The organism is Kitasatospora sp. NPDC056731, from assembly GCF_040687675.1.
Taxonomy (GTDB): Bacteria; Actinomycetota; Actinomycetes; order Streptomycetales; family Streptomycetaceae; genus Kitasatospora.
Genome location: NZ_JBFBNR010000002.1, coordinates 137,149 through 161,354, shown reverse-complemented (window position 1 = coordinate 161,354; position 24,206 = coordinate 137,149). Strand labels below are relative to the sequence as shown.

The 24,206-nt window shown below is 70.1% G+C and carries 23 protein-coding genes; 18 read left to right on the top strand and 5 right to left on the bottom strand.

All coding sequences use genetic code 11. From position 1 onward, the window contains the following. Positions 1–202: 202 nt before the first annotated feature. The 3 genes from AB0R04_RS03045 to AB0R04_RS03035 are packed head-to-tail and all read right to left on the bottom strand — an operon-like array spanning position 203 to position 3,588. A complete protein-coding gene (locus tag AB0R04_RS03045; RefSeq protein ID WP_363367626.1) occupies positions 203–946 on the bottom strand; it encodes a pyridoxamine 5'-phosphate oxidase family protein in 744 nt (247 codons plus the stop codon). Continuing rightward, the gene (locus AB0R04_RS03040; RefSeq protein ID WP_363367625.1) at positions 943–2,355 is read right to left on the bottom strand and encodes a hypothetical protein; all 1,413 of its coding nucleotides are present in this window, start codon (positions 2,353–2,355) and stop codon (positions 943–945) included. Before AB0R04_RS03040 ends, AB0R04_RS03045 begins: the two co-directional genes overlap by 4 nt. 27 nt (positions 2,356–2,382) lie before the next feature. Beyond that, entirely contained in the window at positions 2,383–3,588 is a 1,206-nt protein-coding gene (locus tag AB0R04_RS03035) for a phosphatidylserine decarboxylase (RefSeq protein WP_363367623.1), read from the bottom strand. A gap of 631 nt (positions 3,589–4,219) precedes the next feature. On the opposite strand from AB0R04_RS03035, the gene AB0R04_RS03030 reads away from it, so the two are divergent. The 6 genes from AB0R04_RS03030 to AB0R04_RS03005 all read left to right on the top strand — a co-directional run bounded on the left by AB0R04_RS03030 (position 4,220) and on the right by AB0R04_RS03005 (position 13,671). After that, complete coding sequence (locus AB0R04_RS03030) at positions 4,220–5,563, top strand: IucA/IucC family C-terminal-domain containing protein (protein WP_363367621.1); 1,344 nt, start codon at positions 4,220–4,222, stop codon at positions 5,561–5,563. 40 nt (positions 5,564–5,603) lie between these two features. Beyond that, complete coding sequence (locus AB0R04_RS03025) at positions 5,604–7,064, top strand: IucA/IucC family protein (protein WP_363367619.1); 1,461 nt, start codon at positions 5,604–5,606, stop codon at positions 7,062–7,064. A gap of 163 nt (positions 7,065–7,227) precedes the next feature. Continuing rightward, positions 7,228–7,599 carry a CU044_2847 family protein gene (locus tag AB0R04_RS03020; RefSeq protein WP_363367617.1) on the top strand — a complete coding sequence of 124 codons (372 nt, stop codon included), beginning with the start codon at positions 7,228–7,230 and terminating at the stop codon, positions 7,597–7,599. Continuing rightward, a complete protein-coding gene (locus AB0R04_RS03015) occupies positions 7,599–11,948 on the top strand; it encodes a serine protease (RefSeq protein ID WP_363367615.1) in 4,350 nt (1,449 codons plus the stop codon). The genes AB0R04_RS03020 and AB0R04_RS03015 overlap by 1 nt, the downstream gene beginning before the upstream one ends. A gap of 268 nt (positions 11,949–12,216) precedes the next feature. Continuing rightward, positions 12,217–13,091, top strand: a protein-coding gene (locus AB0R04_RS03010; protein WP_363367613.1) for an IS5 family transposase whose coding sequence is annotated in 2 segments (ribosomal slippage) — positions 12,217–12,561 and positions 12,564–13,091 — 873 coding nt in all. Because the reading frame shifts where the segments join, the coding sequence is not laid out codon by codon here. Positions 13,092–13,125: 34 nt separating this feature from the next. Next, on the top strand, positions 13,126–13,671 hold the full coding sequence (locus tag AB0R04_RS03005) for an HD domain-containing protein (protein ID WP_363367611.1): 546 nt from the start codon (positions 13,126–13,128) through the stop codon (positions 13,669–13,671). Here the strand turns inward: AB0R04_RS03005 and AB0R04_RS03000 are convergent, their stop codons facing one another. Together AB0R04_RS03000 and AB0R04_RS02995 are read right to left on the bottom strand one after the other, a co-directional pair. Then, complete coding sequence (locus AB0R04_RS03000) at positions 13,672–14,142, bottom strand: NUDIX domain-containing protein (RefSeq protein WP_363367609.1); 471 nt, start codon at positions 14,140–14,142, stop codon at positions 13,672–13,674. Next, on the bottom strand, positions 14,139–14,888 hold the full coding sequence (locus AB0R04_RS02995) for a helix-turn-helix transcriptional regulator (RefSeq protein ID WP_363367607.1): 750 nt from the start codon (positions 14,886–14,888) through the stop codon (positions 14,139–14,141). Before AB0R04_RS02995 ends, AB0R04_RS03000 begins: the two co-directional genes overlap by 4 nt. 383 nt (positions 14,889–15,271) lie before the next feature. On the opposite strand from AB0R04_RS02995, the gene queC reads away from it, so the two are divergent. The 12 genes from queC (at position 15,272) to AB0R04_RS02935 (ending at position 24,195) form a co-directional block, all read left to right on the top strand. After that, the gene (queC, locus tag AB0R04_RS02990; RefSeq protein ID WP_363367605.1) at positions 15,272–15,988 is read left to right on the top strand and encodes a 7-cyano-7-deazaguanine synthase QueC; all 717 of its coding nucleotides are present in this window, start codon (positions 15,272–15,274) and stop codon (positions 15,986–15,988) included. After that, positions 15,985–16,386 carry a 6-carboxytetrahydropterin synthase gene (locus tag AB0R04_RS02985; protein ID WP_363367603.1) on the top strand — a complete coding sequence of 134 codons (402 nt, stop codon included), beginning with the start codon at positions 15,985–15,987 and terminating at the stop codon, positions 16,384–16,386. The genes queC and AB0R04_RS02985 overlap by 4 nt, the downstream gene beginning before the upstream one ends. After that, on the top strand, positions 16,383–17,096 hold the full coding sequence (locus tag AB0R04_RS02980; protein ID WP_363367601.1) for a 7-carboxy-7-deazaguanine synthase QueE: 714 nt from the start codon (positions 16,383–16,385) through the stop codon (positions 17,094–17,096). The genes AB0R04_RS02985 and AB0R04_RS02980 overlap by 4 nt, the downstream gene beginning before the upstream one ends. 160 nt (positions 17,097–17,256) lie before the next feature. Then, positions 17,257–18,039: a reverse transcriptase domain-containing protein gene (locus AB0R04_RS02975; protein ID WP_363367599.1), complete on the top strand. Its 783-nt coding sequence runs from the start codon at positions 17,257–17,259 to the stop codon at positions 18,037–18,039. A gap of 10 nt (positions 18,040–18,049) precedes the next feature. Further along, positions 18,050–18,613: an SUMF1/EgtB/PvdO family nonheme iron enzyme gene (locus AB0R04_RS02970; RefSeq protein WP_363367597.1), complete on the top strand. Its 564-nt coding sequence runs from the start codon at positions 18,050–18,052 to the stop codon at positions 18,611–18,613. Then, positions 18,610–19,053: a hypothetical protein gene (locus AB0R04_RS02965; RefSeq protein WP_363367595.1), complete on the top strand. Its 444-nt coding sequence runs from the start codon at positions 18,610–18,612 to the stop codon at positions 19,051–19,053. The genes AB0R04_RS02970 and AB0R04_RS02965 overlap by 4 nt, the downstream gene beginning before the upstream one ends. Continuing rightward, complete coding sequence (locus AB0R04_RS02960) at positions 19,053–20,090, top strand: glycosyltransferase (RefSeq protein WP_363368009.1); 1,038 nt, start codon at positions 19,053–19,055, stop codon at positions 20,088–20,090. Before AB0R04_RS02965 ends, AB0R04_RS02960 begins: the two co-directional genes overlap by 1 nt. Then, positions 20,087–21,034, top strand: a complete 948-nt coding sequence (locus AB0R04_RS02955; protein ID WP_363367593.1) for a radical SAM protein — start codon at positions 20,087–20,089, stop codon at positions 21,032–21,034. Before AB0R04_RS02960 ends, AB0R04_RS02955 begins: the two co-directional genes overlap by 4 nt. Continuing rightward, the gene (locus AB0R04_RS02950) at positions 21,031–21,588 is read left to right on the top strand and encodes a phosphoribosyltransferase family protein (protein ID WP_363367591.1); all 558 of its coding nucleotides are present in this window, start codon (positions 21,031–21,033) and stop codon (positions 21,586–21,588) included. Before AB0R04_RS02955 ends, AB0R04_RS02950 begins: the two co-directional genes overlap by 4 nt. Continuing rightward, positions 21,585–22,718 (top strand): glycosyltransferase family 4 protein, encoded by a 1,134-nt coding sequence (locus AB0R04_RS02945; RefSeq protein ID WP_363367589.1) that lies wholly within the window; start codon positions 21,585–21,587, stop codon positions 22,716–22,718. Before AB0R04_RS02950 ends, AB0R04_RS02945 begins: the two co-directional genes overlap by 4 nt. Further along, on the top strand, positions 22,718–23,581 hold the full coding sequence (locus AB0R04_RS02940) for a 5'-3' exonuclease H3TH domain-containing protein (RefSeq protein ID WP_363367587.1): 864 nt from the start codon (positions 22,718–22,720) through the stop codon (positions 23,579–23,581). Before AB0R04_RS02945 ends, AB0R04_RS02940 begins: the two co-directional genes overlap by 1 nt. Beyond that, positions 23,575–24,195: a hypothetical protein gene (locus AB0R04_RS02935; protein ID WP_363367585.1), complete on the top strand. Its 621-nt coding sequence runs from the start codon at positions 23,575–23,577 to the stop codon at positions 24,193–24,195. Before AB0R04_RS02940 ends, AB0R04_RS02935 begins: the two co-directional genes overlap by 7 nt. Positions 24,196–24,206: the final 11 nt, after the last annotated feature.

Below are 24,206 nucleotides of genomic sequence, written 5' to 3'. Positions count from 1 at the left end.
CGGCAAGGAGAGCATCGCCATGGGCCCGCCGCGAAACCTCTGGTCCCGGTGCACCGAGCTGGACCGACCTTCGGGGATCGGTCCCCTCCCGGACAGCCGGAGAGGGGACCGATCGGCCGTGCCGACGGGGTCAGTGCACCGTGTCCGCCTGGTCGGGGATCACCGCCCCCCCCCGGTCGTCCAGGACCGGGCCCGCCGACCTCTAGGTGGTCCTGCCGATGAGCCGCTGGACGGAGTCCGGCGGGGCGGCGTCCTTGTCCTTGACATGGGAGTCGGGGATCGCCGGCCCGTAGACCTGGCGCATCGGGAGCACACCGCCCCAGGCGTTGCCGTGGTCCCAGTCCCAGTCCTCCTGGGTCTCGTGCTCCGGCTCGGCGGCGTGGTGCCGCTTGAGGCGCACCACCGTCGTGTTCTCCGTCAGGCTGATGGAGAGGACCCCGACGGTGGGGGTGTGCTGCTTGTCCGAGTCCAGTTCGCTGACCTTGCCGCCCTTGCCGTCCTTGATCGGGCGCAGCTCGGGCCACCGGCCCGGGATGACCTGATTGCTGAGCGCCTCGAACGCCTTCGCCCGGTCCGCCGGATCGACCGTCCGGGCGATGCCGTCCACCACCACGGAGCGGTAGTTGAGGGAGGTGCTGATCGCCGCCCGCCCGACGAGCAGGCCGTCGAGCACGGTGACGGCCAGGCAGACGTGGACCCCGGCGTCGTTCCACAGCTGCCGAAGTGAGGGCGCCAGCCCGGTCTGCGGCGGCCAGTAGACGGAGCCGTGCAGATAGAGGCGCCGCTCGTCCCCCTCCTCGTGGTAGGCGTAGACCATGGGCACGCACCTCGGCCCGCCCGTTTCGGGGTCGACGTGGGCGAGGGTGCAGACGTAGGCCTGCTTGAGGACGGCTGTGGCCGCCGCCAGGTCGGCCGTCTCCTTCGTCCGCTTGAGGTGACCGCTCATCCGGTCTCCTTCTCGGCGTCCTCCTGGGCCTTGGCCAGGATGGCCTGGGCTGCGCTCTCGGGGTCCTGGCCGTGGAAGGGGCGGTCGAACAGCCAGTTGTAGAGCATCTCCCGGCAGATCTGCGGCTGGTAGGCCGGCACTTCGTGCCCGGAGTCGGGCACCGCGACCTGGGTGACGTTGTTCAGGGTGCGGACGAAGCCCTTCGGGTGGCCCTGCGCCTGCTTCCAGATCAACCGCGGGGCCTTCTGCCAGCCGTCCTTCATGATCTCGTCGAGGATCTCCTCGGTGCTCTGGTACCCGCAGGCGGTGTCGAAGTCCCCGGTGTAGAGCAGGACCTTGTACTTCTCCTTCGCGTGGATGAGTTCGGTGTACAGCGGCGAGGCATCCGCCATGTTGTCGGCCTTCAGTGCGATGGCCACCGGACCGGAGTTGTCCTCGGACTTCCACTCGTGGTCGACGTGCAGGGCCTCCTTGACGGCGGTGCTGTTGAGGTAGGAGCCCAGTGCGCCCGCGGACAGGTCCTCCCAGCGCCGTACGTCGTAGACGTCGAAGTCGCCTCCGTAGGCCAGGATCGCGTTGACCAGGCCGTTTCCGAGGTCGGTGGCCTCCTTCATCCTGCCGCTGCTGATGGCCTCTTGGAAGTGCTTGTACGAGGATTCCAGGATGTCTTTCTGGCCCTTGCCGAGGAATCCGGACGCGTAGGCGTAGTCGATCATGACGCGGATCGAGAGTTCCGGGGTGATCCAGCCGTTGCCTACGGAGATCCCCTTCAGATTGACGCGCGTTCCGGTCTTCGCGAGGTTCTTCTGCTGGATCTTCTGGGCGATGTACGGCACGTACTTGCCCGCGTAGCTCTCACCGCAGACGTAGAGGGGGCACTGCTGGTACTCCGGGTACGTTTCGAGGAACTGAACCAGCGCCCGGTGGAACATCTCGCTGAGTTCGTCCTCGTCCTGGACGTACGTTTTCGACTTCTTGCAGTAGCTGTATCCCGCGCCGACCGGCTGGTCCCAGTAGATGACGTGGGCTTCCTGGTTCCAGGAGTCGGGGCTGACCGAAATGGTCCCGGCAGCGTCGTCACCGATGCGCAGCGGCCCGTTCTCCAGGAACAGCCCCAGGAGCGACGATGCGCCGGGACCGCCGTTGAGCCAGATCAGCAGAGGGGCCTTCTCGATCAGGTCCTTCTGCTTGTCGGCGTCGACGTGGGGGTCGCAGGTCTGGCTCTCGAAGAACCAGTAGAACAAGCGGCTGCTTTCGGTGCCGGGGCCGTCGACGTCCGCGTACCCGGCGTAGGAACGGACCGTCTTCGGGACTCCTTCGTCGTCCTTCTTCTCGGGGTCGGGACAGAAGTGGATCGTCTGGGTGTCGAAGGCGTTCGCCGGGATCGAGTAAACGGGCTGACGAAGCATGGTTCACTTTCCGTTTCGGGAGGGAGGTCAGGACGTCGGCGTGACGCGCCCGGGCAGCGGGCGGACGTAGCGCTCGAAGTGGCGCTCGGTGTGCGCGACCTCTTGGAGGACCCCGATCCGCTGGCCCATGAGGAGCTGGAGCGCGGGGAACCGCTTCTCCTCGAACAGCAGGATGTTCAGTGAACCGCCGTACTGGAAGTAGCCGATCTCGTCGCCCTTCTTCACCTCGACCGGGTCCGACTCCGCCGTGATGTCGCGGAACGGATCGAGGAACCTCACGGAGCCGATCGAGTTGAGGCCGACGGGCACCAGGGCGACATAGCCTTCGCCGTCCGGTTCCCCGAGGTGGTCCACGTAGGGCGTCTTGATGATGGCGTATCCGCGGCGGAAGTCCTCGAACAGGCTGTAGTCGTACCCGTAGCCGACGTTCCCCTTGTTGAGCAGGTCGGGGAAGTCCCGAATCCCGTAGTAGACGCCGCCGACGTCGTCGCGGGCTTCGACCACCTCGCCGCCGACCGGGGCGTGGTAGCGGTGGTAGGTGTCAGGCATGAGGATGCACGACACGGCCGTGCCGCCGATGAACTTCTCGGCGTACTCGGAGCCGTCGAGCAGCCTGCTGACACTCATGGTCACGGCCGCCTTGATCGGGAGCGGCGTGTCGGGCGCCAGATTGTCGACGATCATGTTGATGACGCAGTCGGTCGGGGCGGTCACGACGCTGGGGTCGTCGGGGTGGTCGATCGGCCGCTTGCCGGGCTTCAGTTCCCTGATGAAGAACTTGTTGAGGGTCGACCAGTCCCCCTTCTTGAAGTCCTCCATCCGCTTCTCGCCGAGTTCGTCGATCCACTGCTGAACCAGTTTCTCGGAATCCTCGGAGTCCATCTGCCGGCCCTGCAGCTGCGTGAAGTCCGCCAGCACATCGCGCCCTGATTCGCTGGTCACGAACGCGAGTCCCGCGGCGTTCTCGTAGCTGATCCAGCTGAATTTGCGGATGTACTTCAGTCCGTCGGAGATGGGCTGCTTCCAACCCCAGTCGTACCATTCGACGAAGAATTCTGCCAGGGTCTTTCCGGTCGCCCCTCGCCAGTCCTTGTAGACATCCGAGTCCGGGTACACCGTGGGCGGCGTCAAACCCCTGATCGCCGCATCGAACTTGCGCCTGAAATCGCTTTTCTCGTCGTCGTAGAGCGCCTCGACCTTCTTCTTGAACTCCTTGATGTTCTGCGACTCCATGTCCTGCGTCCTTCCGTTCGACGGGATCCCCTGGGCGCTGCCCTCTCACCAGTACGTCCCGCTCCATGAGGAACCGCACCTGCGGCTACTCCGTTCGTCTAAAAACCACCTCCGCCCGGCGGTACACCCCGCATCGCTCCCGGCTGTGGATCGCCCTGAAGTAGCAGATCCGCAGGGGCACTTCGGCGCGAGAGGCCGATACCGGTGGTGGACGCGCCGGGCGGTCTCGGGCACCTGCGACCGCCCCGGTGGCGACCACCCGGCGTGATCCGAAAGGCGTGCCCCAGGTGCACACGAAGTCGGCCGGGCCGACTTCCTGTGCACCTTCCTCAGCATCCCCGATCAAAGATCGCCCGCGGCCACGAAGCCGGGATCACCACGACGTCGTGCCAGCTCGGCGACGCCGGCGACGACTTCCGGTGCCGAGGAGGACGATGCTGGGCGGCGTCCGGTGCCGGCAGTCGCCGTCCCTTGTCGGCCATGCCTCTCCGGTGGGTACGTCCGCATCTGTGCCATGGACCGGCCCCCCATCCGGGGCCACGCTGTCTACAGCGTCCGCCGTAGAGGTTGCCGCGCATGCGCACCGCAGCCGGGGAATGACTGGTACAGCTGGTGGGTCGGAACCGCATTCGTGTCCCACTCGATCGGCCACGGTCCTGATTCCTGGGCGGTACCTGTGATCCTCGACGACGCACAAGACCTGCTCGGCACATGGCAGTACGCGGAGCGCTATCTCGGCGGCGGAACCCGCAGTTACAGCGCCTTCTCCGCGGACATGGACATTCCCGACCGGTACCACCCCCAGCGCGGAAGCCATCGCTTCACGGTTCCCACCTTCGTGGTGCCTCCCGGGCTCGGCGTGTTCCTCCGGAGCCGCCTGGAGTCCGCTGTCGCCGGGCTCTACCGCGACGGCGACGCCTTCCTCCTGCCCGTACACCCCGCGACGCTGACCCACGGCCCCCTGCCGGGGAGGGGCGTCCTGCGCTCCGGCGAGCGCGGGCCCGACCTGCTGGTGGTGCCTTCGGCCAACGCCAGGACGGTCTTCGTCGAACGCATGGACGGCACGCCCGTCGACCCGCACTTCGTCAAACTGCACTACCCCAGGCGTCTGTCACGTTTCATCAGGTACTTGCGGCAGCCGATCATCTCGGCCCAGTTGTGGGCGTGCGAGGAACTGGCGGCCGCCGGGCTGCCCGTGCTGCCGGAGACGGCCGGCGGGGTTCTCGGCACGGAGCCCGACACCGCTTGGGGCTTCCTGGTCCGCGAGATCCGCCCGCGCGCCGGGAGCACCGTCGGCCCCGACAGCGCGGCCTCGGGGGACGGTGACATCGTCGCCAGGCCGCCGCACCACACCGTGCCGCTCTTCGCCCTCTACGGGCATGACGTCCGGCGTCCCGGCGACCCGACGCTGATGGAGCAGCTCATCGCCCGCAGTGCCGAGGACGCGGCGGACTGGCTGGTGCGGCGGGTGGTGACGCCGATGGTCCGGCTCTGGCTGAGCGCCGCACGGCAGACGGGATGCGCGCTCGAACTGCACGGCCAGAACACCCTGTTCGCCTTCGACCGGGACGGCCGGCACACCGCCGTCCTCTACCGGGACTGTGATGTCTACATCGACCCGGGGATCCGCCGGGCCCGGGGGATGAACCGCGATCTGCCGCCGGCCAACGTCATCTCCCGCGACGTTCACCAGCCCCCGGCCCACATGTTCGGTCTCACCTACGACAGTTTCATGGCGCACCACGCACTGGCCCGCCTCGCCGACGTCGCGGCCCGGGCGCTGGGGGTCGCGACGCACCGCCTCCACCGGGCCGCCCGCGAGGCCTTCGCCGCGTACGGCGGCCCGGCCGTTCCCCTTCCCGACACCGTCTTCAGCTATCAGGACCGACTCCGCCGCGACGACGGCTGGCAGTTGAGGGACACCGGCGTACCTCCCGCGTGGCGCATGGCTGCGGGCCCGCGGCGGGCGTCCTGAAGCTGCTCGGCGGCCGTACGGACCGAGATGGGAGCACATTGTGGAGTACCGCGCCGAACTGCTGGCGACCCTGCCCGAGCTCGTCACCCGATACGACGCCGTCCGGCCGGCCGCGCAGGCGGCGGTGCTGGGGCGGCTGTGGGGTGCGCTGGTCCGCGAGCCGCTGCCCGGGCTCCTGTGGCGAAAGGGCGACGACTCATCGCTGACGGTGGCCTTCGACAACGGATACCGGGTCACCGGCCCTGCGGCGGCCGCCGGAATCATCTCCCCGGCCCTGCCCGGACTGACGGTCGGGCGGCGAACCGTCACCGACCCGGCCGCCCTGGTCCGCGCCCTGTGGCACGGACCGGCCGGGGACCGCCTCGCCTCGGAGGTCTCGGGCAGTGTCGACGGACTCGCGCTCGCCCGCGCGCACAGGCCGGCAGAAGACAGCGGGACACGCGACAGCTCCTGGTACGAGCAGAGCGTCGTCGACGGTCACCCGCTCCATCCGTGCTGTCGCAACCGGCCGGGCATGTCCATCGCCGAGCTGATCAGGTACGCGCCCGAGTACCGTCCCGTCATCGACCTCCCCTTGGTGGCGGTCCCACGCGAGCGCCTGCGGGCCACCTCCGACTGGCCGCTCGTTGACGGCGAAGCCTTCCTCCTCCCCGTCCATCCCTGGCAGCGTGACCATGTCCTGCCGCGCTACGGGCTGACCCCCGCGACCTCATGGCCGGCACGGCCCCTGATGTCGCTGCGATCGCTCGCCACCGCACGATGGCAGGTCAAGACCTCCATCGACGTGCAACTGACCGCGGCGGTCCGCGGCTTGTCCCAGGCCGCCGTGGACAACGGACCGGCGCTGTCGCGCGTACTGCCCGACCTCCCCGGGCTGACGTTCCTGCGCGAGGTGCACAGCGCGCGGATCGACTCCCACCTGTCCGCCGTCCTCAGAGAACCCCCGGAGCGCCATCTTCGACCCGGTGAGGTGGCGGTTCCCTTCTCAGCCCTCGCCACCGCCGGCCCCGACATCGCGGCGGTGGTGGCCGTCGCCGTGCCGCCGCTGCTGCGGATGCTCGACCGCGGCATCGCCCTCGAAGCGCACGGGCAGAACACCTTGCTGGTCCTGGACCGGGACGCCCGGCCGGTCCGGCTCCTCTACCGCGACCTGGGTGGCGTCCGGATCAGCCCCCGCCGCTTCGCGAACTGCCCCGCTCTCCTCGGCGGCCTGACGACCGATGATCCGGTCGCCCTGCACACCAAGCTCGCCGGCGCGCTGGTCATGCTCCTGGCGGAACTCATCCACCGAACCGGGGACGAGACGCTGTGGCACCACGTGGCCCGCACCATCGATGCCACCTACGCCGAACTGCCCGCCGACAGCTGGAACCGTCAGCACCGAGCCCTGTTCTTCGCCCCGGCCCTGCCCGTGAAGGCCTACACCACGATGCGGCTGGCCGACGACGCCCGAACCGACGTCTGGGGGTGGACCCCCAACCCGCTCGTCGGCCACCGGTGACGAGCAGCGCGCTCCACCGCTGACAAACGGCCGGCGACGGGAGGCCCGAGCTGACTGACAGTCATGATTCCGGGACGCGGAGGCCGGCAGGCCTTTACGGTGAGCAGGCGACACCTCACAAGCGGTGCTCTGTTCGGGGACTTTGACCAGATCCGGGGGGATCATGGCGTACTTCGTGGAACTGCCCGTCGGCTCGGTGAGCGAGGGCGAGGACGTGGTCCGGGTGGAGATCGAGCAGGTCGGGGAGGGGCTGGTGCAGGTCGCCCGGCCCGGACAGGTGGTGGCTCGGGCGACCCGCTCGCTCGGGGACATGCTGGCCGGGGTGCGTCCGGTCGCGCAGGACTTCATCGAGGGGTTCCGGGGCCTGGCGCACGCCCCGGACGAGATCAGCATCGAGTTCGGCCTGTCCTTGTCTGCCGAGGCCGACGTGGTGATCTCCAGTACCGCCGCAGAGGCCAACTTCAAGGTCTCGCTCACCTGGAACCGGCAGCCCGCCGAGGCATCGGCGCCTCCGGCGGCTTCGGACCCGGCCTAGTGTCCACGTCCCGCGCCGACGCCGTCGACGGGGCCGGGCCCGATGCGCTGGCCTCCGCCGTCGTCCGCATCCATGACCGTCGAGGCGTCCCGGTCGGCCTCGGCTTCCTGGTGACCGCCGATCGGATACTGACGTGTGCGCACGTGGTGTCCGCCGCGCTCGGCCTCCCTCCGGGAGCCGAGCCGGACGCCGACGCCCGCGTCGACGTCGACCTCCCGCTGCTCACCGACCCGCTGCTCACCGACCCGCTCGCCGCAGCCGACGGCACAGGCGGCACAGGCGGCTCAGGCGGTACGCGCGTTCCCACGGCTGTCGAACGGTGGGCGCCCGCCCACCCGCACGGCGCCGGGGACGTGGCCGTGCTGCACCTGTCCGCTCCGCTTCCGGGCGCCCGGCCGATCCGCCTGGTGGAGTCCTCCGACGTCTGGGGGCACACGGTGCGGGCGTACGGCCTGCCGAGCGGCCGCCCGGGCGGTGTCTGGCACTCCGGTGTCCTGAGGGCCCGGCAGGCCAACGGGTGGATCCAGGCCGACCTGGCCGCCAACGGCTACCGGGTCTCCCCGGGGTTCAGCGGCGGCCCGGTGTGGGACGAGCAGCTCGACGGTGTCGTCGGCATGATGGCGGTCGCGGAGACCGGCGACCCTCCGTCCGGCTACCTGATCCCCGCCGAGGGCCTCGCCGCCGTATGGCCGGAGCTTCGCGAACTGGCGCTGCCGCCGTCACCGTTTCGCAGTCTGCGCCCGCTTCAGGAATCCGACGCCCCGGTCTTCCACGGCCGTCGGGCGGAGACGGCGGAGGTCACCGCCCTGGTCGCCCGGGAACGGTGGACCACTCTCGTCGGCCCCTCCGGTTCGGGCAAGTCCTCCCTCGCGATGGCCGGCGTCATACCCCGCCTGCGCTCCCAGGGCATGACCGCCGTGGTGATCCGGCCCAACGCCGGCACCACCCCGCTGTCCGCGCTCGCCGCCGCGCTGTCTCCGCTGCTGGAACCGGATCTGACCGAACTCGAACGCCTCGAACGCCTTCCGGCGCTGGTCGGCCTGCTGCGCGCCCAGGGGCTCGGAGATCTCGCAGCTCTCCTGCTGGCCCGCCTCGGCACCGATCAACTGATCGTCGTGGTCGACCAGTTCGAGGAGATGCTCACCGGAACCGACCCGGCGGCTGTCGATGAGTTGGCGGCCGTGCTGTTCGGCCCGTCGCTCCCTGGGACCGTGCACGTGCTCACCACGCTCCGGGCCGACTACCTGGAGGCCGCGCTGGCCCATCCGAGTCTTGGCCGGGCCTGCAGCCGACAGGTCTACGCGCTGGGGCCGATGACCGGTGACCAGCTCCGGGAGATCGTCACCGCACCGGTGGCGGCGATTCCCTCGGTTCGCTACGAGGCCCACCTGGTGGACCGCATCCTGACCGATGCGGGCGGTGAGGCGGGTGCCCTGCCGCTCCTCGGCTTCACCCTCGACCTGTTGTGGAAGCGTCAGGCGGCCGGGGTTCTCAGCCACCGTGCGTACGAGGAGATCGGTCACGTCAGCGGAGCCCTCGGGGAGTACGCCGAGCAGGCCTGGGACAGACATGTCTCCGCCGGGGAGGAGTCGGCCGCCCGCCGGCTCTTCACCCGCCTCGTCCGCGTCCCCCTCGGCGCACCCGGTGCCACCCGCCGGACGGTTCCCCGCCAGGAGCTCGCCGAGGACGAATGGCACATCGCCCAACGGCTGGCCGGCACCCGGCTCCTGGTCATCGATCACAGTGCCGAGGGCGTCGAGACCGTTGAGCTGGCCCACGAGGCCCTGATCACCGCGTGGTCCCGGCTGCGCGACTGGGTGGGCGAGGACCGTGCGTTCCTGGAGTGGCGGGAATCCGTCCGGCACGACCGCCGGCGCTGGGACCACGCCGGTCAACCCGCCGACCTGCTCCCCACCGGGCCCACCCTCGCCACCGCCCGCACCTGGCAGCGCGAGCGCGGTGCCGAGCTGTCCGAAGCCGAACGCACCTACCTCGAACTCGCCAGGCGGCACGACCGGGCCCGCGGCCGCCGGCGCCGCACCTTCCGGACCGTCCTCGTCGCGGTGATCACCGTCTCCCTCGCCCTGGGCGTACTGTTCGCCACGGCCCGCCGCGACGCCGCGGAGCGCCAGGCCGACTCCGACTCCCGCGCCCTCGTCCAGGCCTCCCAGGACGACATGGCCTACGACCCGGTACGGGCCGTGATGATGGCCCTCGCCGCGTACCGGACGAAGCCCACGCCGGAGGCCCGGAACCAGCTGATGCGGCAGTACCTCCTCCGGGCCGGCGCGGACTCCCTGTTCTCCGGCATGTCCGGAACCGGCGGGACGTTCAGCACCAGCCGAGACGGTGACGTCGTCCTCTCCCGCGACGCCATGGCCCACGTCGTCCTGTTCGTCCGCGGCCGGGACAGCACCGTCCACAGCTGGCCGGTCCCGGCGGGGTACGCCTTCTACCTGATGGTCTCCCCGGACGGACGCCGAGCCGGATTCGTGACCGACGACGGGACGGGAGGCTGGTTCGACGTCGACAAGGAGAGCACCTCGCCCATCGGCCAGGTGCACCAACTGCCCCGGGTGGACGGGGCGATGCAGATCTCCGCGGCTCCTGCCGACGCGACCGCGATGTCACCCGACGGGCGCTACATCGCGGTTCCGACCCGCGACAGCCTGGTCTGGTGGGATCTGGACGCGGGGACGATCGCCGGCCGCGTTCCCGCACCTCAGAACATGGGAAGCGGGCTGTGGTTCGGCTCCGACGGGCATTCCCTGCTCGTGAAAACCAGCAACGGTAGTACCGGACTGGCCTCCGTGGACATGGCCGGCGGCGCCGCGCGGAACGTGGTGATGCCTGCTGATCACCAAGGGGTCCTGCCCTCCGGGGACCGGACCACCGTCGCCGTCGTCCAGACCCACGAACCCGGACAGGGCAGTGGCACGAAGAGCACCGTACGACTGATCCGGGTGTCCGACGGATCCGTGGTGGGGAAACCGTACGAAACCACGGAGACGATCGCCCCGGCGACCGAACTGATCGCGGCGAACGCCGACGGCCACCGGATCGTGATCAACGAAGCCGCCAAACTGACGCTCCTGGACCTCGACCGGGGAAAAGCCGTCGCGTTGGTGGACGAACCGGGCCGCCTGTACGAGCACGCATCCGCTCTCCTCTCCACCGGCGGGAAGGAGTATCTCGCCGGTCAGGGACGGAGCTCCATCTCCTACACCGAGATCCCCGCGGGCGGGGAGGACACGGCCGCGGCCGACACCGTCCACCTCAGTCGGGACGGCAGAAAGATCACCATCCGCCTGACGGGCGGCACCGACCTCGAACTCCACGAGCCCGGGCTCGACATCGGAAGGCTCCTGACCAGAACAGCCCTGCCACAGCCGGCCTGGAAGGGCAAAGGCGACCGCCTCCTGTCCAACCGGGACGACACGCTCATCGCGCTCCGGGACGGCCCGAACACCGTCTCCGTCCGAGATGCCTCCACGCTACGAGCGGTCGCCCGCATCACCGCGGCACCACCACCCCAGGGCGACTCGGCAGCCGACGGCTTCAGCTACTTCTTCGACGGGGCCGACCGCCTGGTGACGGTCTCCGGCACCCAGATCCAGCAGTGGGAGGCCAGAACCGGCGTCCGGTTGGCACAGTTCGACGCGTCCGCGTTCCATCCCCGGGCCGACAAGCCCGGCACGCCACAGATGTACGTCGGCCCGCACTGGCAGGAGGGAAAGCTGACCGTGGTCGTGCACGACGACCCCGTGATCCGTGTCGTCGACATGGGCACCGGCACCGGCACCGGCGCCACCGTCGGCACCGGCCACACCGTCACGTCGCTGAACCCGGGCATCACCGACCTGATCGCGGCCCGGTTCGACGAGAGCGGCCGCTACCTGGCCGTTCTCCGCCGCAACAGCGTCATCGACCTGTGGCGGCTCGACCCCCTGCAGAGGGAAATCGGCCCCCTCCCCACCACCAGCACACCGGGCCAGAACGCGGCCATCACCCGATTCGTCGACGCCCAAGGCCGTTTCATGATCGCGGCCGACAACTCCATCCGGATCTACCAGGTCGGCGGCCAACCTTCCGTCGACTCCTACGACTTCCGCAACGTGACCGACAACAGTCTGCAGGAGCCGCTCACGTTCCTGGACGCCACCAACGACGGAAAGACCCTCCTCATCCGCGCCGAGAACGACTTCGTCCACCGGATCGTCCTCGACCCCGACGCTTGGCAGCGGAGCCTGTGCCGCATCATCAACTACCGCTCCTTCACCACCGATGAACGACGCACCCTGCCAGTCCGGGTACCCGACCGTCCCCTCTGCCCTCCCACCAAGCCCTGAAGCTGCGGACGGCACCGGAAGAGACGCCGACTACACAGTGAACGCGCAGATCCGAGCTGCCACCCGCAACCGCTCCGGACGGTAGCCGGCGTTCTCGGGCGTGCGTCCGGCCAGGCCGGGCCTTCGGGCGAGATCAGCAGGGCGCGCAGCTCGTTGCTGATACGGTGCCAGGTGGCCGGGGAGAGCGGGGAGAGCTGCCGACGCACGACATGTCGTCGCCTAGGGCCTGTTTCAGAAGTGGATCAAGGTCATGCGATGATCATGTTCCATGGCTCGGGGAGATCTGACGGATACCCAGTGGACAGTGCTGGAACCGCTGCTGCCGCAGGGCATCAAGGCCGGTCGGCCGCCGGTGCACACCAAGCGGCAGCTGATCAACGGCATACGGTTCCGCACCCGCTCGGGCATACCGTGGCGGGATCTGCCCGAACGCTATGGGCCGTGGGAAACGGTGTACGGGCTGTTCCGCCGCTGGCAGCGCGACGGCACGTGGCACCGGATTCTCGAGCAGCTTCAGGCCCGCGCCGACGCGAAGGGCCTGATCACCTGGGACATCTCCGTGGACTCCACGATCGCTCGCGCGCACCAACACGCGGCCGGCGCGCGCAAAAGGGGGACCTGCAAATCGAGCCGCCCGGCGGCGTCTTCACCGAGCCCGACGACCACGGACTCGGACGTTCCCGCGGTGGGCTGACCACCAAGATCCACCTGGCGGTCGAGCAGGCACAGAAGCTGATGTCGCTCGTGATCACCGCCGGACAGCGCGGCGACTCCCCACAGTTCCAGGTCGTCCTGGACCGTATTCGTGTGCCGCGTCCCGGCCCGGGACGGCCGCGCACCCGGCCGGACAAGGTCCGCGCCGACAAGGCGTACGGCTCCCGCGCGAACCGCGTCTACCTGCGCAGACGCCGCGTCGGCTGCACGATCCCGGAGAAGCGCGACCAGATCGCCAACCGCAGGAAACGAGGCTCGCACGGCGGCCGGCCACCGAAGTTCGACAAGGACGACTACAAGGAGCGCCACGCCGTGGAGTGCGGGATCAACCGCCTCAAGCGCCACCGCGCTGTCGCCACGAGGTACGACAAACTCGCTGTCCGCTACGAGGCGACCGTACTGGTCGCAGCCATCAACGAGTGGCTGTGACCAGCACTTTCGAAACAGGCCCTAGCCTGGAGCAATGCATCTGAGCCGCGCGCACCGGACCGCCGAACTGCTGCTCGCGGAGATCCCCCTGCGCTGGGCACACTCCCGTCAGGTCCTTGAGCAGGCCCAGCTTCTCGCGCCGGTGCTCGGTGCGGACGGCGAGTTGGTCGCGGTGGCAGCGATTCTCCACGATGTCGGCTATGCCTCCCCTGCGGTCGACACCGGCCAGCACATGATCGACGGCGCACGGTACCTGAGCCGCTCGGGCGTTGATCCGACGGTCTGCTCGCTCGTCGCCTACCACTCGTCGTCGGAATGGGAGGCTGCCGAACTGGGCTTGTCTGCCGAGCTCTCAGCGTTCCGCCGACCGCCGTCGGGGTTGTTGGACGCCCTCACCTACTGCGATCTCACCAGCGGACCCGACGGGACCGTGGTCGACCCCGTCTCCAGGATCGACGAGGTACTTCGCCGGTACGGTACGGACCACGTCGTCCACCGCGCCGTGTCAGCGGCCCGGCCGACGCTGCTGACCATGGTCGACCGTATGGAGGAACTGCTTGCCAAGTCCAGCCGACACTGATCAACCGAGGTAGGGGGACGCCTCGTTCCGAAAGCCGTGGGCGAGCCGAAGCCTGGTCGTCGGGGCGATGTCGAGCACTTCCAGATCCTCACGCGGCACCCACCGGACCTCGAACGACTCGGAGCTGGCGCTCAGTTCGCCACCGACCGGCCTCGCCCGGAAGCACAGGGAGAACTCCTGCCGGACCTCCCCGTCGGAGAACTCGATGACGTGGCCGGGGTCACTGTACGTACCGACGAGGCCGGTGACCTCAACCTTGATACCCGTCTCCTCCCACACCTCCCGGACAACGGCCCCCGGAAGGTCCTCACCGACCTCAAGAACTCCACCCGGCATCCCCCACCGGCCGTTGTCGGAGCGCCGCTCCAGCAGGAGTTCGCCCCGGTCGCTCATGACGAACGCGGTGACGGCGGGCACGATCCGATGGGCCTTCGGGGCGTTGGGGTCGTCGAAGTAGTCGGTACGGCTCACGACGCCTGCCTTGGTAGGGGAACAGCACTGGCCCAGACCTTTTCGAAGCTGTGCTGGTAGGTCAAGGCCAGCTGGGCACCGGCAACACGCCTCAGATGGAGCACCGGAGTGAGGGGGGCACTCACCCCGTAGATCTGGGTGTTGACGAGCATCTCGTCGTCGAACCTGTACAGGGAGTTATGTAGCGTGGACCGGTGGGCCCGGAACTCGATGCCGGGCGTCCCGTAGAGCGGCCGGTAGAGCTTCATCACCTCGCGCACCTTGTAGGCGACGCCCGCGCCGATCTCCTCCTCGTCTCCCCGCCGGGCGATCTCTGGGCTGTCCGGGTCACCCAGGAGCATACGGACGCGAACTCCCGATCGCGCCCGCTCGGCGAGCATTCGATGCCATCGCGGGTTCTCAGCGAGGTGCACGCCGGCATGGACGAGAACCCCGATCTCGATCGTGGCGCGCTCGGCGAACTGCAGCCACAAGTCCGGTGGCACGGACGAACGGTGGGGGTAGACGTGGACGATCTCAGCGTCGGCCTCGTCCAGGCGCTGTGTCTCGGATTTCGCGTCCGGCCAGAGGTAGTCCTCATCGATCTGCAGCTTGGCCGCTGCCGCCTGCCGGTGTCGCCGGTATGGTTCGCGGTTCTTGAGGATCCAGCGCTCCACGGTCTTGGCGTCCACTCCGCAGTGCTCCGCCAGTTCCTTCTCGGTGACCCCGCGGATGACGAGAGCCGACCGGAGACGTTCGTTCGCCATCACACTCCCGGGTGGGACGTCTTGGGACGTACTGAGGCCTCTGGACGATACAGATGACGTCCCAAGACGTCCAGCTCAGCTCTGATCATGTCCCGATCCCTCCAGGCATTCTGATTCCCAGCCGGCTCAGCTGGTCGAATCGGCTCTCCCGCCGTACGACTTCTGCACGTACGCCGTACGTGCCTCACGTCCGAAGCCGCTCGGCTCCACTGCCCCACCCGTCCGACAGCGGCTCCGCCCCAGATCGTCAGGGGCGAGGTGCGCGTATCCACACCGGTCTGGATCCGTCCGTGCGTTGCCGGCCCACTTGCCGGGCCCAACGCGGACGTACGACAACCGGACTCACTCCGATCTCCGACAGCGGAGGACTACGAGGAAGACGTATGGAGATGACTGAACACGCTCCCCCGCAGCACACGGTGGTGATCGCCTCCGGTGGACTGGACAGCACCACCGTCGCCTACTGGCTCGCCGACGCTGGCAGCCGGCTCACACTGCTCTCCTTCGACTACGGGCAGCGCCATCGGAAAGAACTCGACTTCGCACAGCGGGCAGCCGGCCGCCTCAGTGCACGCCACGAGGTGGTCGACCTGAGCAGGCTCGGCCGCCTGCTGGCGGGCTCGGCGCTGACGGACCCCGCTGTCAAAGTGCCCGACGGCCACTACACCGCCGTGAGTATGCGCAGCACCGTGGTACCGAACCGGAACGCGATCATGCTCTCGATCGCCGTGGGCGCGGCGGTCGCCGCGGGAGCGGATGCGGTGGCGTTCGGCGCCCATGCCGGCGACCACACCGTCTACCCGGACTGCCGCGCCGAGTTCTTCGACGTGTTCGGCGACGTGGCCCGGGTCGGCAACGAGGGGTTCATCCACGAGGGCTTCCAGCTGCTGGCGCCGTTCATCGACCAGACGAAGGCCGACATCGTGAAGGTCGCCGGTCAGGTCGGTGTGCCGTTCGCGGACACCTGGTCGTGCTACCGCGGCGGCGAGCTGCACTGCGGGACGTGCGGGACATGCACCGAGCGGATCGAGGCGTTCGTGCTCGCCGAGGTCGAGGACCCGACCGAGTATGCCGTCGCGCCCACCGGGGCGGCCCGATGAACGGGATCGCCGCGACCGGCCGGCACCGGATCGGGAAGACCTTCCGGTTCGAGGCGGCCCACTCCCTGCCCGATCTGCCGGAGGGGCACCAGTGCGCACGGATGCACGGTCACTCCTACGCGGTGGAGTTCGTTCTCACCGCCGACCGGCTGGTGCCGCCCGGGTTCGTCACCGACTTCGGCGAGCTCGCCCCGGTGAAGAAGCTGATCGACAGCACGCTCGACCACCGGGTGCTGAACGACGTCGTGCCGGTCGCGCCGACGTCGGAGAACCTCGCCGCCTGGCTGGCCGCCTGGTTCGTGGAGCACGTGGAGCCGTCGCTGCCGGGCCGGCTGGCGTCGGTGCGGGTGTCGGAAACGGTCAGCAGCTGGGCCGAGTTCGTGCTGGAGGAGCGATGAGCGTGTCCGGGGGTGAGGTCGCCGGCGGCAAAGGCCTGTTGGTGGCGGAATGCTTCGGGCCGACGTTCCAGGGCGAGGGTCCGAGCGTCGGGCAGCAGTCGCTGTTCGTCCGGCTGTCGCGGTGCAACCTCCACTGCCCGGGGTGCGACACCCCGGAGACGTGGGACTGGTCCCGGTTCAACCCGCGCGAGGTGTCCACGCGGCACGGCGTCGAGGATCTGGCGGCGTGGGTGATGGCCCGCTCGCCCCGGCTGGTGGTGGTCACCGGCGGTGAGCCGCTGCTCCAGCAGCCCCGGCTCGTCGACCTGATGCAGTTGCTGTCGGGCCGCAGGGTGGAGGTGGAGACGAACGGCACCATCGTCCCGATGCCGGAGCTGGTCAAGTCGGTCTCGGGGTTCAACGTGTCGCCGAAGTTGGAGGCCTTCGCCGCGCCCGGAGACCGGCGGATCGTCCCGGAGGCGCTGGAGGCGTTGGCGGCCTGCGGGAAGGCCCGGTTCAAGTTCGTCGTGCACGAGGCCAGCCAGCTCGACGAAGTCGCCTCTCTGGTGGAGGAGTTCTCGCTTTCCGACGTGTGGGTCATGCCGGAGGGGGCGAACAGCCGGGTGGTCCTGCGCAGGATGCGGGAGCTGGCGGACGAGGTACTGGAGCGGGGCTGGAACCTGACGCCGCGGCTGCACACGCTGCTCTGGGAGACCGAACGTGGCCGGTGAGAACAGCGAAGCGCCTGAACGGCGCGGTCGTTCCGACTTCCCTAGGCCGCGCGTGTTGGGTAGCGGCCAAGTATGCGGTGCAGTGGGGAGCGGGATCCTGCATGCCGTCCAGGCACGACCCACTATAGCCAACTCCCGTCCTGTGCGCGCACATTCGCTGATGTCCTTCCTCGTCGAACCCCGGCACCTGAAGGCCGCCGCACGGGCCTGCATGCGCCGCGCGGGGTCGCCGGGCGCCGACGGGATGAGCTGGGCGCAGTTCCGGCAGGGCATGGACGGCCGGCTGGAGGCCCTGGCCGAGGAGCTTCGGACGGGCTCCTGGCGACCCAGTCCGCTGCGCGAGGTGGCGATCACCACCTACACCGGCAAGGCGATGCCCTCGGTGATCCCGACGGTGGCGGACCGGGTCGTCCAGCGGGCGATGCGGTCTGCGATCGAGCCGGTGCTGGAGCAGCGGGCGTTCGCCGACTGGGTCTCGGGCTACCGGGCCGGGCGGAACCGGGTCACCGCTGTGCGCGACTCCGACCGGCACCTACGGGAGGGCTTCCGGTGGGTGGCGGACGTGGACGTGCGACGGGTCTCCGAGGGGTCGTCCGCGGCTGAGGTCACCGACTGGCTGGCCGAGCACGTGGCGGACGGCTCGTTCCTACGGTTGTTCGAGCGGGTGCTGGAGCCGTTGCCGTGTCCGCTCGTCCCGGGCACGGCGCTCGCGCCGCTGCTGATCAACCTGCGGCTGTCGCGGGCGGACGCGAGGCTCGCAGGGCTGCGCACGGTGCGGTTCGCGGACAACTACTGCGTCTTCTGCGACGGCGCCGAGCAGGCCGGAGAGGCCCTCGAAGCCATCACCGGCGCACTGGCGCGCTGTGGGCTGCGTCCCAACCTCGCCAAGTCCAAGGTCTGGGCCGGCGTGAACACCGAAGACCTGTTCCTGATCGCCGGATGAAGGGGCAGCGATGATGATGAACCTCATCGGCCACAGGCTCGCCTGGGTGCCGGTGCCGGGCGGTGTCTGCCTGTTCGGCGACCGGAAGAAGCCGGTGAAGGTGGTCGACCTGGAGTGGACGGCGACCCCGGTCACCCCGGCCCAGCTCGGCCTCGCTCCGGACCACCGGCCGCTGATCGGGGTAGCCCAGGCGCAGGCGGCCCGGATCGCGGCAGACCTGGGCGGCCGGCTGCCGCTGTCGAAGGAGTGGGAGTGGGCGGCCTCCGGGCCCGAGCGCCGACGGTACCCGTGGGGAGACGAGGAGCCGGCCGAGGGACGAGCCAACCTCCGCGACCTCTGCGGAAGGCTCACCCCGGTCAGCTCCCACCCCCGGGGCCGGACGCCGACCGGGCTGTGGGACATGGCGGGCAACTGCTGGGAGTGGACCGCCTCGAAGACGATCGGCGGCGGCTTCGTGATCCGGGGCGGTTCCTACAACTCCCTTCCGCTGTACGCCCGGTGCACGTTCCTGAACGCCGCGCCGGCCGAGCTCGGCTCGCCGGGCATCGGCTTCCGGGTGGTGAGGGCGGCGTGATCGGCGACCTGGTGATCGCGGGCTGCTCCCGTCGCAAGGCGCTGGAGGCCGGCCTCCTGCCCGCCCTGGAGCGCTACGCAGGAGGCATCGCCCCGCAACTGCACGCCCGCTTCGCCGATCACCCGCACGCCCGCAGTCGGATCCGCTTCCTGTCCGCGGCCTTCGGCCTGGTGCGTGCGGACGACTTGATCGCCTCGTACGACCAGCGCCTCGACTCCGACCGGGTCGAGGGGCTGCGCCTGATCGTGAACGGGCAGCTGCGACGCGACTTCGCCGCCCACGGCGTTCCACAGCGGGTGCTGCTGGTCCTCGAACCCGACTACCTGGTCCTGCTCGCCGACCTCCTGGCCCTGCCGGAGCGACCGGTCCTGCACTGGATCCCCGACCCCCGCGGCTGGCCCCAGGCCGCCGCCGTGCTCGACGAATGGAGGTGGCCGTGATGCACATCAGCCTCGCGGGCGCGCTCAAGACCCAGGCCAATGCCCACCGGTACTTCACCACCGGGTTCACCGAGCGCACCGGCCTGAACTGGCACCAGCCCACCCCTGCGCAAGCCGCCGCCGGCCGGACGATGTCGGTCGTGATCCCGGCCCGCAACACCGCCTACGCCCTGCCGACGGTGCTGAACGCGCTCGGCGCACAGCAGCACGCGGCCGACGTGGAGGTGATCCTCGTGGACGATGCCTCCACGGACGCGACGTTCGAGATCGCCCGCCGGCACCCCGTGGTCACCACCGCGGTACGCCTGGCCGAGCGACGCGGCTCGGCGGCGGCGCGCAACGCCGGTGCCCGCCTCGCCCAGGCACCGACCGTCCTGTTCGTCGACGCGGACATGGTGCTACCCCCGCACGTGTTCGCCGATGTCGCCGTGCGCGCCGAGGCCGACACCGTGCTGACCGGGTTCCGGCACAACGTCGCCTATCGTGCGTCGCCCTGCGGTGAGCCGCTGCTGCCCAAGGCGCCCCCGCTCCTCGGTGCCGACCACCGCGTCACCTGGAAACCCCCGGTGGGCAAGGTCCTGCCGTACTCCGGCCTCACGCTCACCGACGCGCTGGATGGGCGCCCGCTGGATGCCACCAACGACTTCCAGACCCTCGGGTACGGCCGGTCCTACTACGACTGGGACCTGCCGCGGATGGTCGTCACCGCGCTGCTGGCCGTTCCGCGCGAGCAGCTGGTCGACGTCGGCGGCTTCGACGAGGAGTTCGGGGTGCTGGGCTGGGGCATGGAGGACACCCACCTCGGCGCGGCCCTGATCGCCTCCGGCTGCCTCGTGGTCCCGCTGCGTCAGGCCGTGGGCTTCCACCTCGACCCGCCGGACGCCGCCGCCCAGTGGCAGGCCAAGCTCGCCTCCTGGCCCGCGACGCTCGCCCACTACCGCCACCTGCTGTCCCTCCCCGCCCCCGTCGACCGCGGCGACGCCTTTGTCACCGCCGCCGACAAGCACCTGACCGACGCCGAGGTGATCACCCGATGATCCGCGCCTTCGCCGCTGCCACGTTCGGCGGCACCACCGTCGTGCACGACCCCGCGGTCGGCACCAACCACCTGCCGCCCCAGCCGTTGCCCGCCGGCTGCTTCCCCCTGGACGACCGGCAGGTGGCCGCCTGGCCCGAGGCCGACCCCTCCGTCCTGCCGCTCGACTTCCCGCTGAGCATGTGCTGGTCCCCGATCGTGCGCTGCAACCTCGCCTGCCCGCAGTGCCTCGACGACAAGAGCGTGCGCGAGTCCACCGCGGCCGAGCGGCGCGTCCTCGCCGGCCACATCGCCGCCTCGGGGGTTCTGGGCGTGGACATCTCCGGCGGCGAGCCGCTGCTGCTGCGCGACCTGCCCGAACTCGCCCGCGCCATCCGCCACCAGGGCACCAACGTGGTCAGCTGCACCACCAACGGGTGGCACCTCACCCGCCGTGCCGAGGAACTCGCCGACTCCCTCGACGCGATCCGGGTCTCCCTCGACGGCGCCACCGAGGCCACCCACGACCGCTGGCGCGGCCAGGACAGCTACCGGCGCGCCGTCACGGGCATCCGCGCCGCCGTCGACGAAGGCCTGTTCGTGCAGCTCCAGATGGTCCTCATGCAGTCCAACCAGCACGAGGCCCAGGAACTGCTGGACCGCGCCGCCCAACTCGGTGCCGGCGGGGTGACGTTCCTCCAGATGCTCCCCATCGGCGACGGCGCCGCCCTCGCGGCCGAGCAGATGCTCACCGACGAGCAGGCCCAGGACATCGTCGGCCCGCTCGCCATCCCCGACGGCGTCCGCATCCGGCTGCGTACCCGCACGAGCGCGCACGGCTTCACCGTCCTGCGCGCCGACGGCTACGCCTGGCGCAACACCCACGGCGCCACCGGTATCTCCGCGTCCGTCCCCGTCACCAGCCCGGCCGACCTGCGCCTGCCCACGTCCGGGAGCACCTCGTGACCAACTCCTCGCGCACCGGCAGGCGGGTCTTCGCACAGCGCGTCCCGTACGCGCCGACGCACTACCAGTGCTTCGACGCGGCCCGCCTGATCGCCGAGTCCGTCGTCGGGATCGACCCGGACGTGACCTGCGTGATCGGCGTCGCCTCCGGCGGGATCAAACCGGCCCGCCTCATGGCCGACTACCTCAAAGTGCCCTTCCACACCGTCGCCGCCAGGCACAACAAGAGCGACGCCCCGTTCCAGCAGGCCACCGGCGACGTCGAGGTCCAGCTCGCCAACTCCCTGCCCGGGCGCCTGTCCGGGACAGTGCTCCTCGTGGACGACATCGCCGGCACCGGAGCGACGTTCACCGCCGTGACCGATGCGCTGAAAGACCGGCTCGACTACTCCGCCGAGATCATGACGGCGGCACTCTTCCGCAACCGCGGGTGCGCGCAGACCCCCGACCGGTGGGCCTGGAGCGTCGACGACTGGGTCGTCTTCCCCTGGGAGAGGCCGCACAGCGGCCAGACCCAGCCCGTCCCCGCCCTGAAGTGGGTGAGCGCCCGGTGATCACCCGCCCCTCCTCCCGCGGCGTTCTGCTGGTCCTCGTCTCCTGGACCCCGGACGCCCCGGCCGGCATCGAACGCGCGACGGCCGCACTGGCCCTCGGGCTCGCCCGCAACGGCCACCGGCCCGTCATCGCCACCGCCGCACCCCAGCCCGAAGGCCCCGGCCTCCCCGGCGTCATCATCGCCCGATTGCGCCTCGACGACGTCCAGTTCCCGTGCGACGACGACGTGCTGCGCCGCGCCGTCACCTACCAGGACACCAGGCTGACCCGCCAGATCCGAGACCTGATCACCGAACACCGCATCGACACCGTCCTGTTCACCGACGCGCTGTGGGGCCTCGGCCGCCTTCGCGGTGACATCCCCGGCCACGTTCGCCGGGCCCTCGCCGCCCACGTCAAACCGCACACCCTCGACGCCGGGCCGGCCCTCGCCCGCGCCACCCGCGTCCTCGTGCCCTCCGCCGTCGTGCGCGACGAGCTGGCCGGCTGGGGCCCGCGCAACCTCCGCGTCGTCCCCAACGCACTCATGCCCAACCCCACCGTGGCCCCACCAGCACCGGAGCTCCGCGAGCAGCTGCGCCGCAGCGGCCCGGTGCGCGTCCTTGCGCGGCTCGGGCCGGAGAAGGGCGCACTCGACCTGCTGGAGGCCGCCTCCGGCTGGGACCGGCCCCTCGAAGTAGCCCTCGCCGAAGCGGGGTTCGAGGACAGTACGGGATCCCAGTCCGCACTCCTCCACGCCTGCAGGAAAGCAGCCGCCCGAACTCCGAACGTCCGTCTGCACGGGGCGCTGGCCTGGGACAAGGTGCTTCCCTGGCTCGCCGGCGCGGCGGTGGTCATCGTGCCCAGCCACCAGGAGACCTTCGGCCTGGTGGCGCTGGAGGCGATGAGCGTCGGCACCCCGGTCGTCGCCTACCGGGTCGGCAACCTGCCCGCCCTGATCAGCCCGACCGGCGACGGCGACCACCTCCTCGTCGACCGCGGCGATGGTCCGGCTGCTCTCCACAAGGCGGCACAAACACTGCTGGAAGATGACATACTGTACGCCGCGACTACACAGACCGTGTATCGGCGAGCGGCCCAGTTCAAGCCCCGCCGAATCGCTGACTTCTTCCTAGAGGCGGTGTCGTGATGCCCGAAAACCCCGTATCCCCTGCGCCGTTGCTGCTCGTCGACGGATTCAACCTCCTGTGGGCCGGCACCTTCGGCTTCCCTGCCCCGATCTTCTCCCGCGACAAGACCCGCGAACTAACCGGTCTGTTCGCCTTCTTCGCCCTGCTGCGCGCCACGGTCCGCGACGACCTCGACGTCGAGCAGCCCGAGGTCCTGGTCGTCTTCGACGGCGAGCACGGTACGTCCGAGCGCGTCGCCGCCGACCGGGAGTACAAGGCGAACCGGGAGGCGACACCGGAGGCGCTCAAGCCGCTGCAGTTCCTCGCCCCGGTGAAGGACGGCCTGGACGCGTACGAGGTCCGGTGGGTCGAGGTCGGCGATGCCGAGGCCGACGACGTCATCGCCACGCTCGCCACCCGGGCCGCCGCCTCCCGGCCGGTCCTGATCATGTCGCGGGACATGGACTTCTACCAGCTCCTCGACGACCGCGTGCGCATCCTCAACCGCTCCCGGAAGTCCTCCCAGCGGATCATCACCGCCGACCAGGTCCTCGCCCGCTACGGCGTCACCCCCGCCCAGTGGCCGGCCTTCCGCGCCCTGACCGGCGACAAGTCCGACAACATCCCCGGCGTCCGCGGCATCGGGCCGAAGGTCGCCGCCACCCTGCTGCGCGACGGCATGCCGCTTCGCGACCTGCCCGGCTCCGGGCGGCTGACCGGCGCCAAGGGCACGGCGATCACCAGCGCCTGGGCCGACGTACTGCGGTGGGAGGCGATGATCACGGTGCGCCGCGACCTGGACGTGCCCGTCGCCCTCCGCGGCGAGGCCAGCCCGCAGCTACCGAAGCCCGCCGACGTCGTCGAGAAGCTCGGGCTGTGGTGAGCAGTGCCGGCCCGGGCTCGGTCCTGGCCGCCTTCGCACACCCCGACGACGCCGAACTGTGGGCCGGCGCCACCCTCGCCCTCCACTCCCGGTGCGCCGCCGTCACCATCGTCGTCCCGTACCGCGACGAACTCCGCGACGCCGAGGCCCGCAAGGGCGCCGCCGTCCTCGGGGCCGAACTACGCCAAGTGCCCCGGCTCGACCACGCCACCATGCAGCAAGTGCTGCTGGAGGCAGAGCCGGACGTCGTCATCACCCACCCGCTCAACGACGTTCACCCTGAGCACCGGGCCGTCGCCGCCGCCGTGCTCGCGGCCGTGCCCGAGCCTCGGATCGCCACCGGCCGGCCGAACCGCTTCTACACCTGCGACACCTACAACTCGCTCACTCTCGACGGCCCGGTGCGCGCCGACGTCATCGTGGACGCCACCGCGACCTTTGACAGGAAGATGGCCGCGCTGCGCGAGCACACGAGCCAGCCGATCGAGCAGCACTTCAGCCCCATGGCCGACACCCTCGGCCGGCTCTGGGGCGCCCGCATCGGCACCCGGTACGCGGAGGCGTTCACCGCCGTACCAATCCTCGGCTGCCTGCCCGGCGCCACCCACCTCTGAGCTGCCGCACT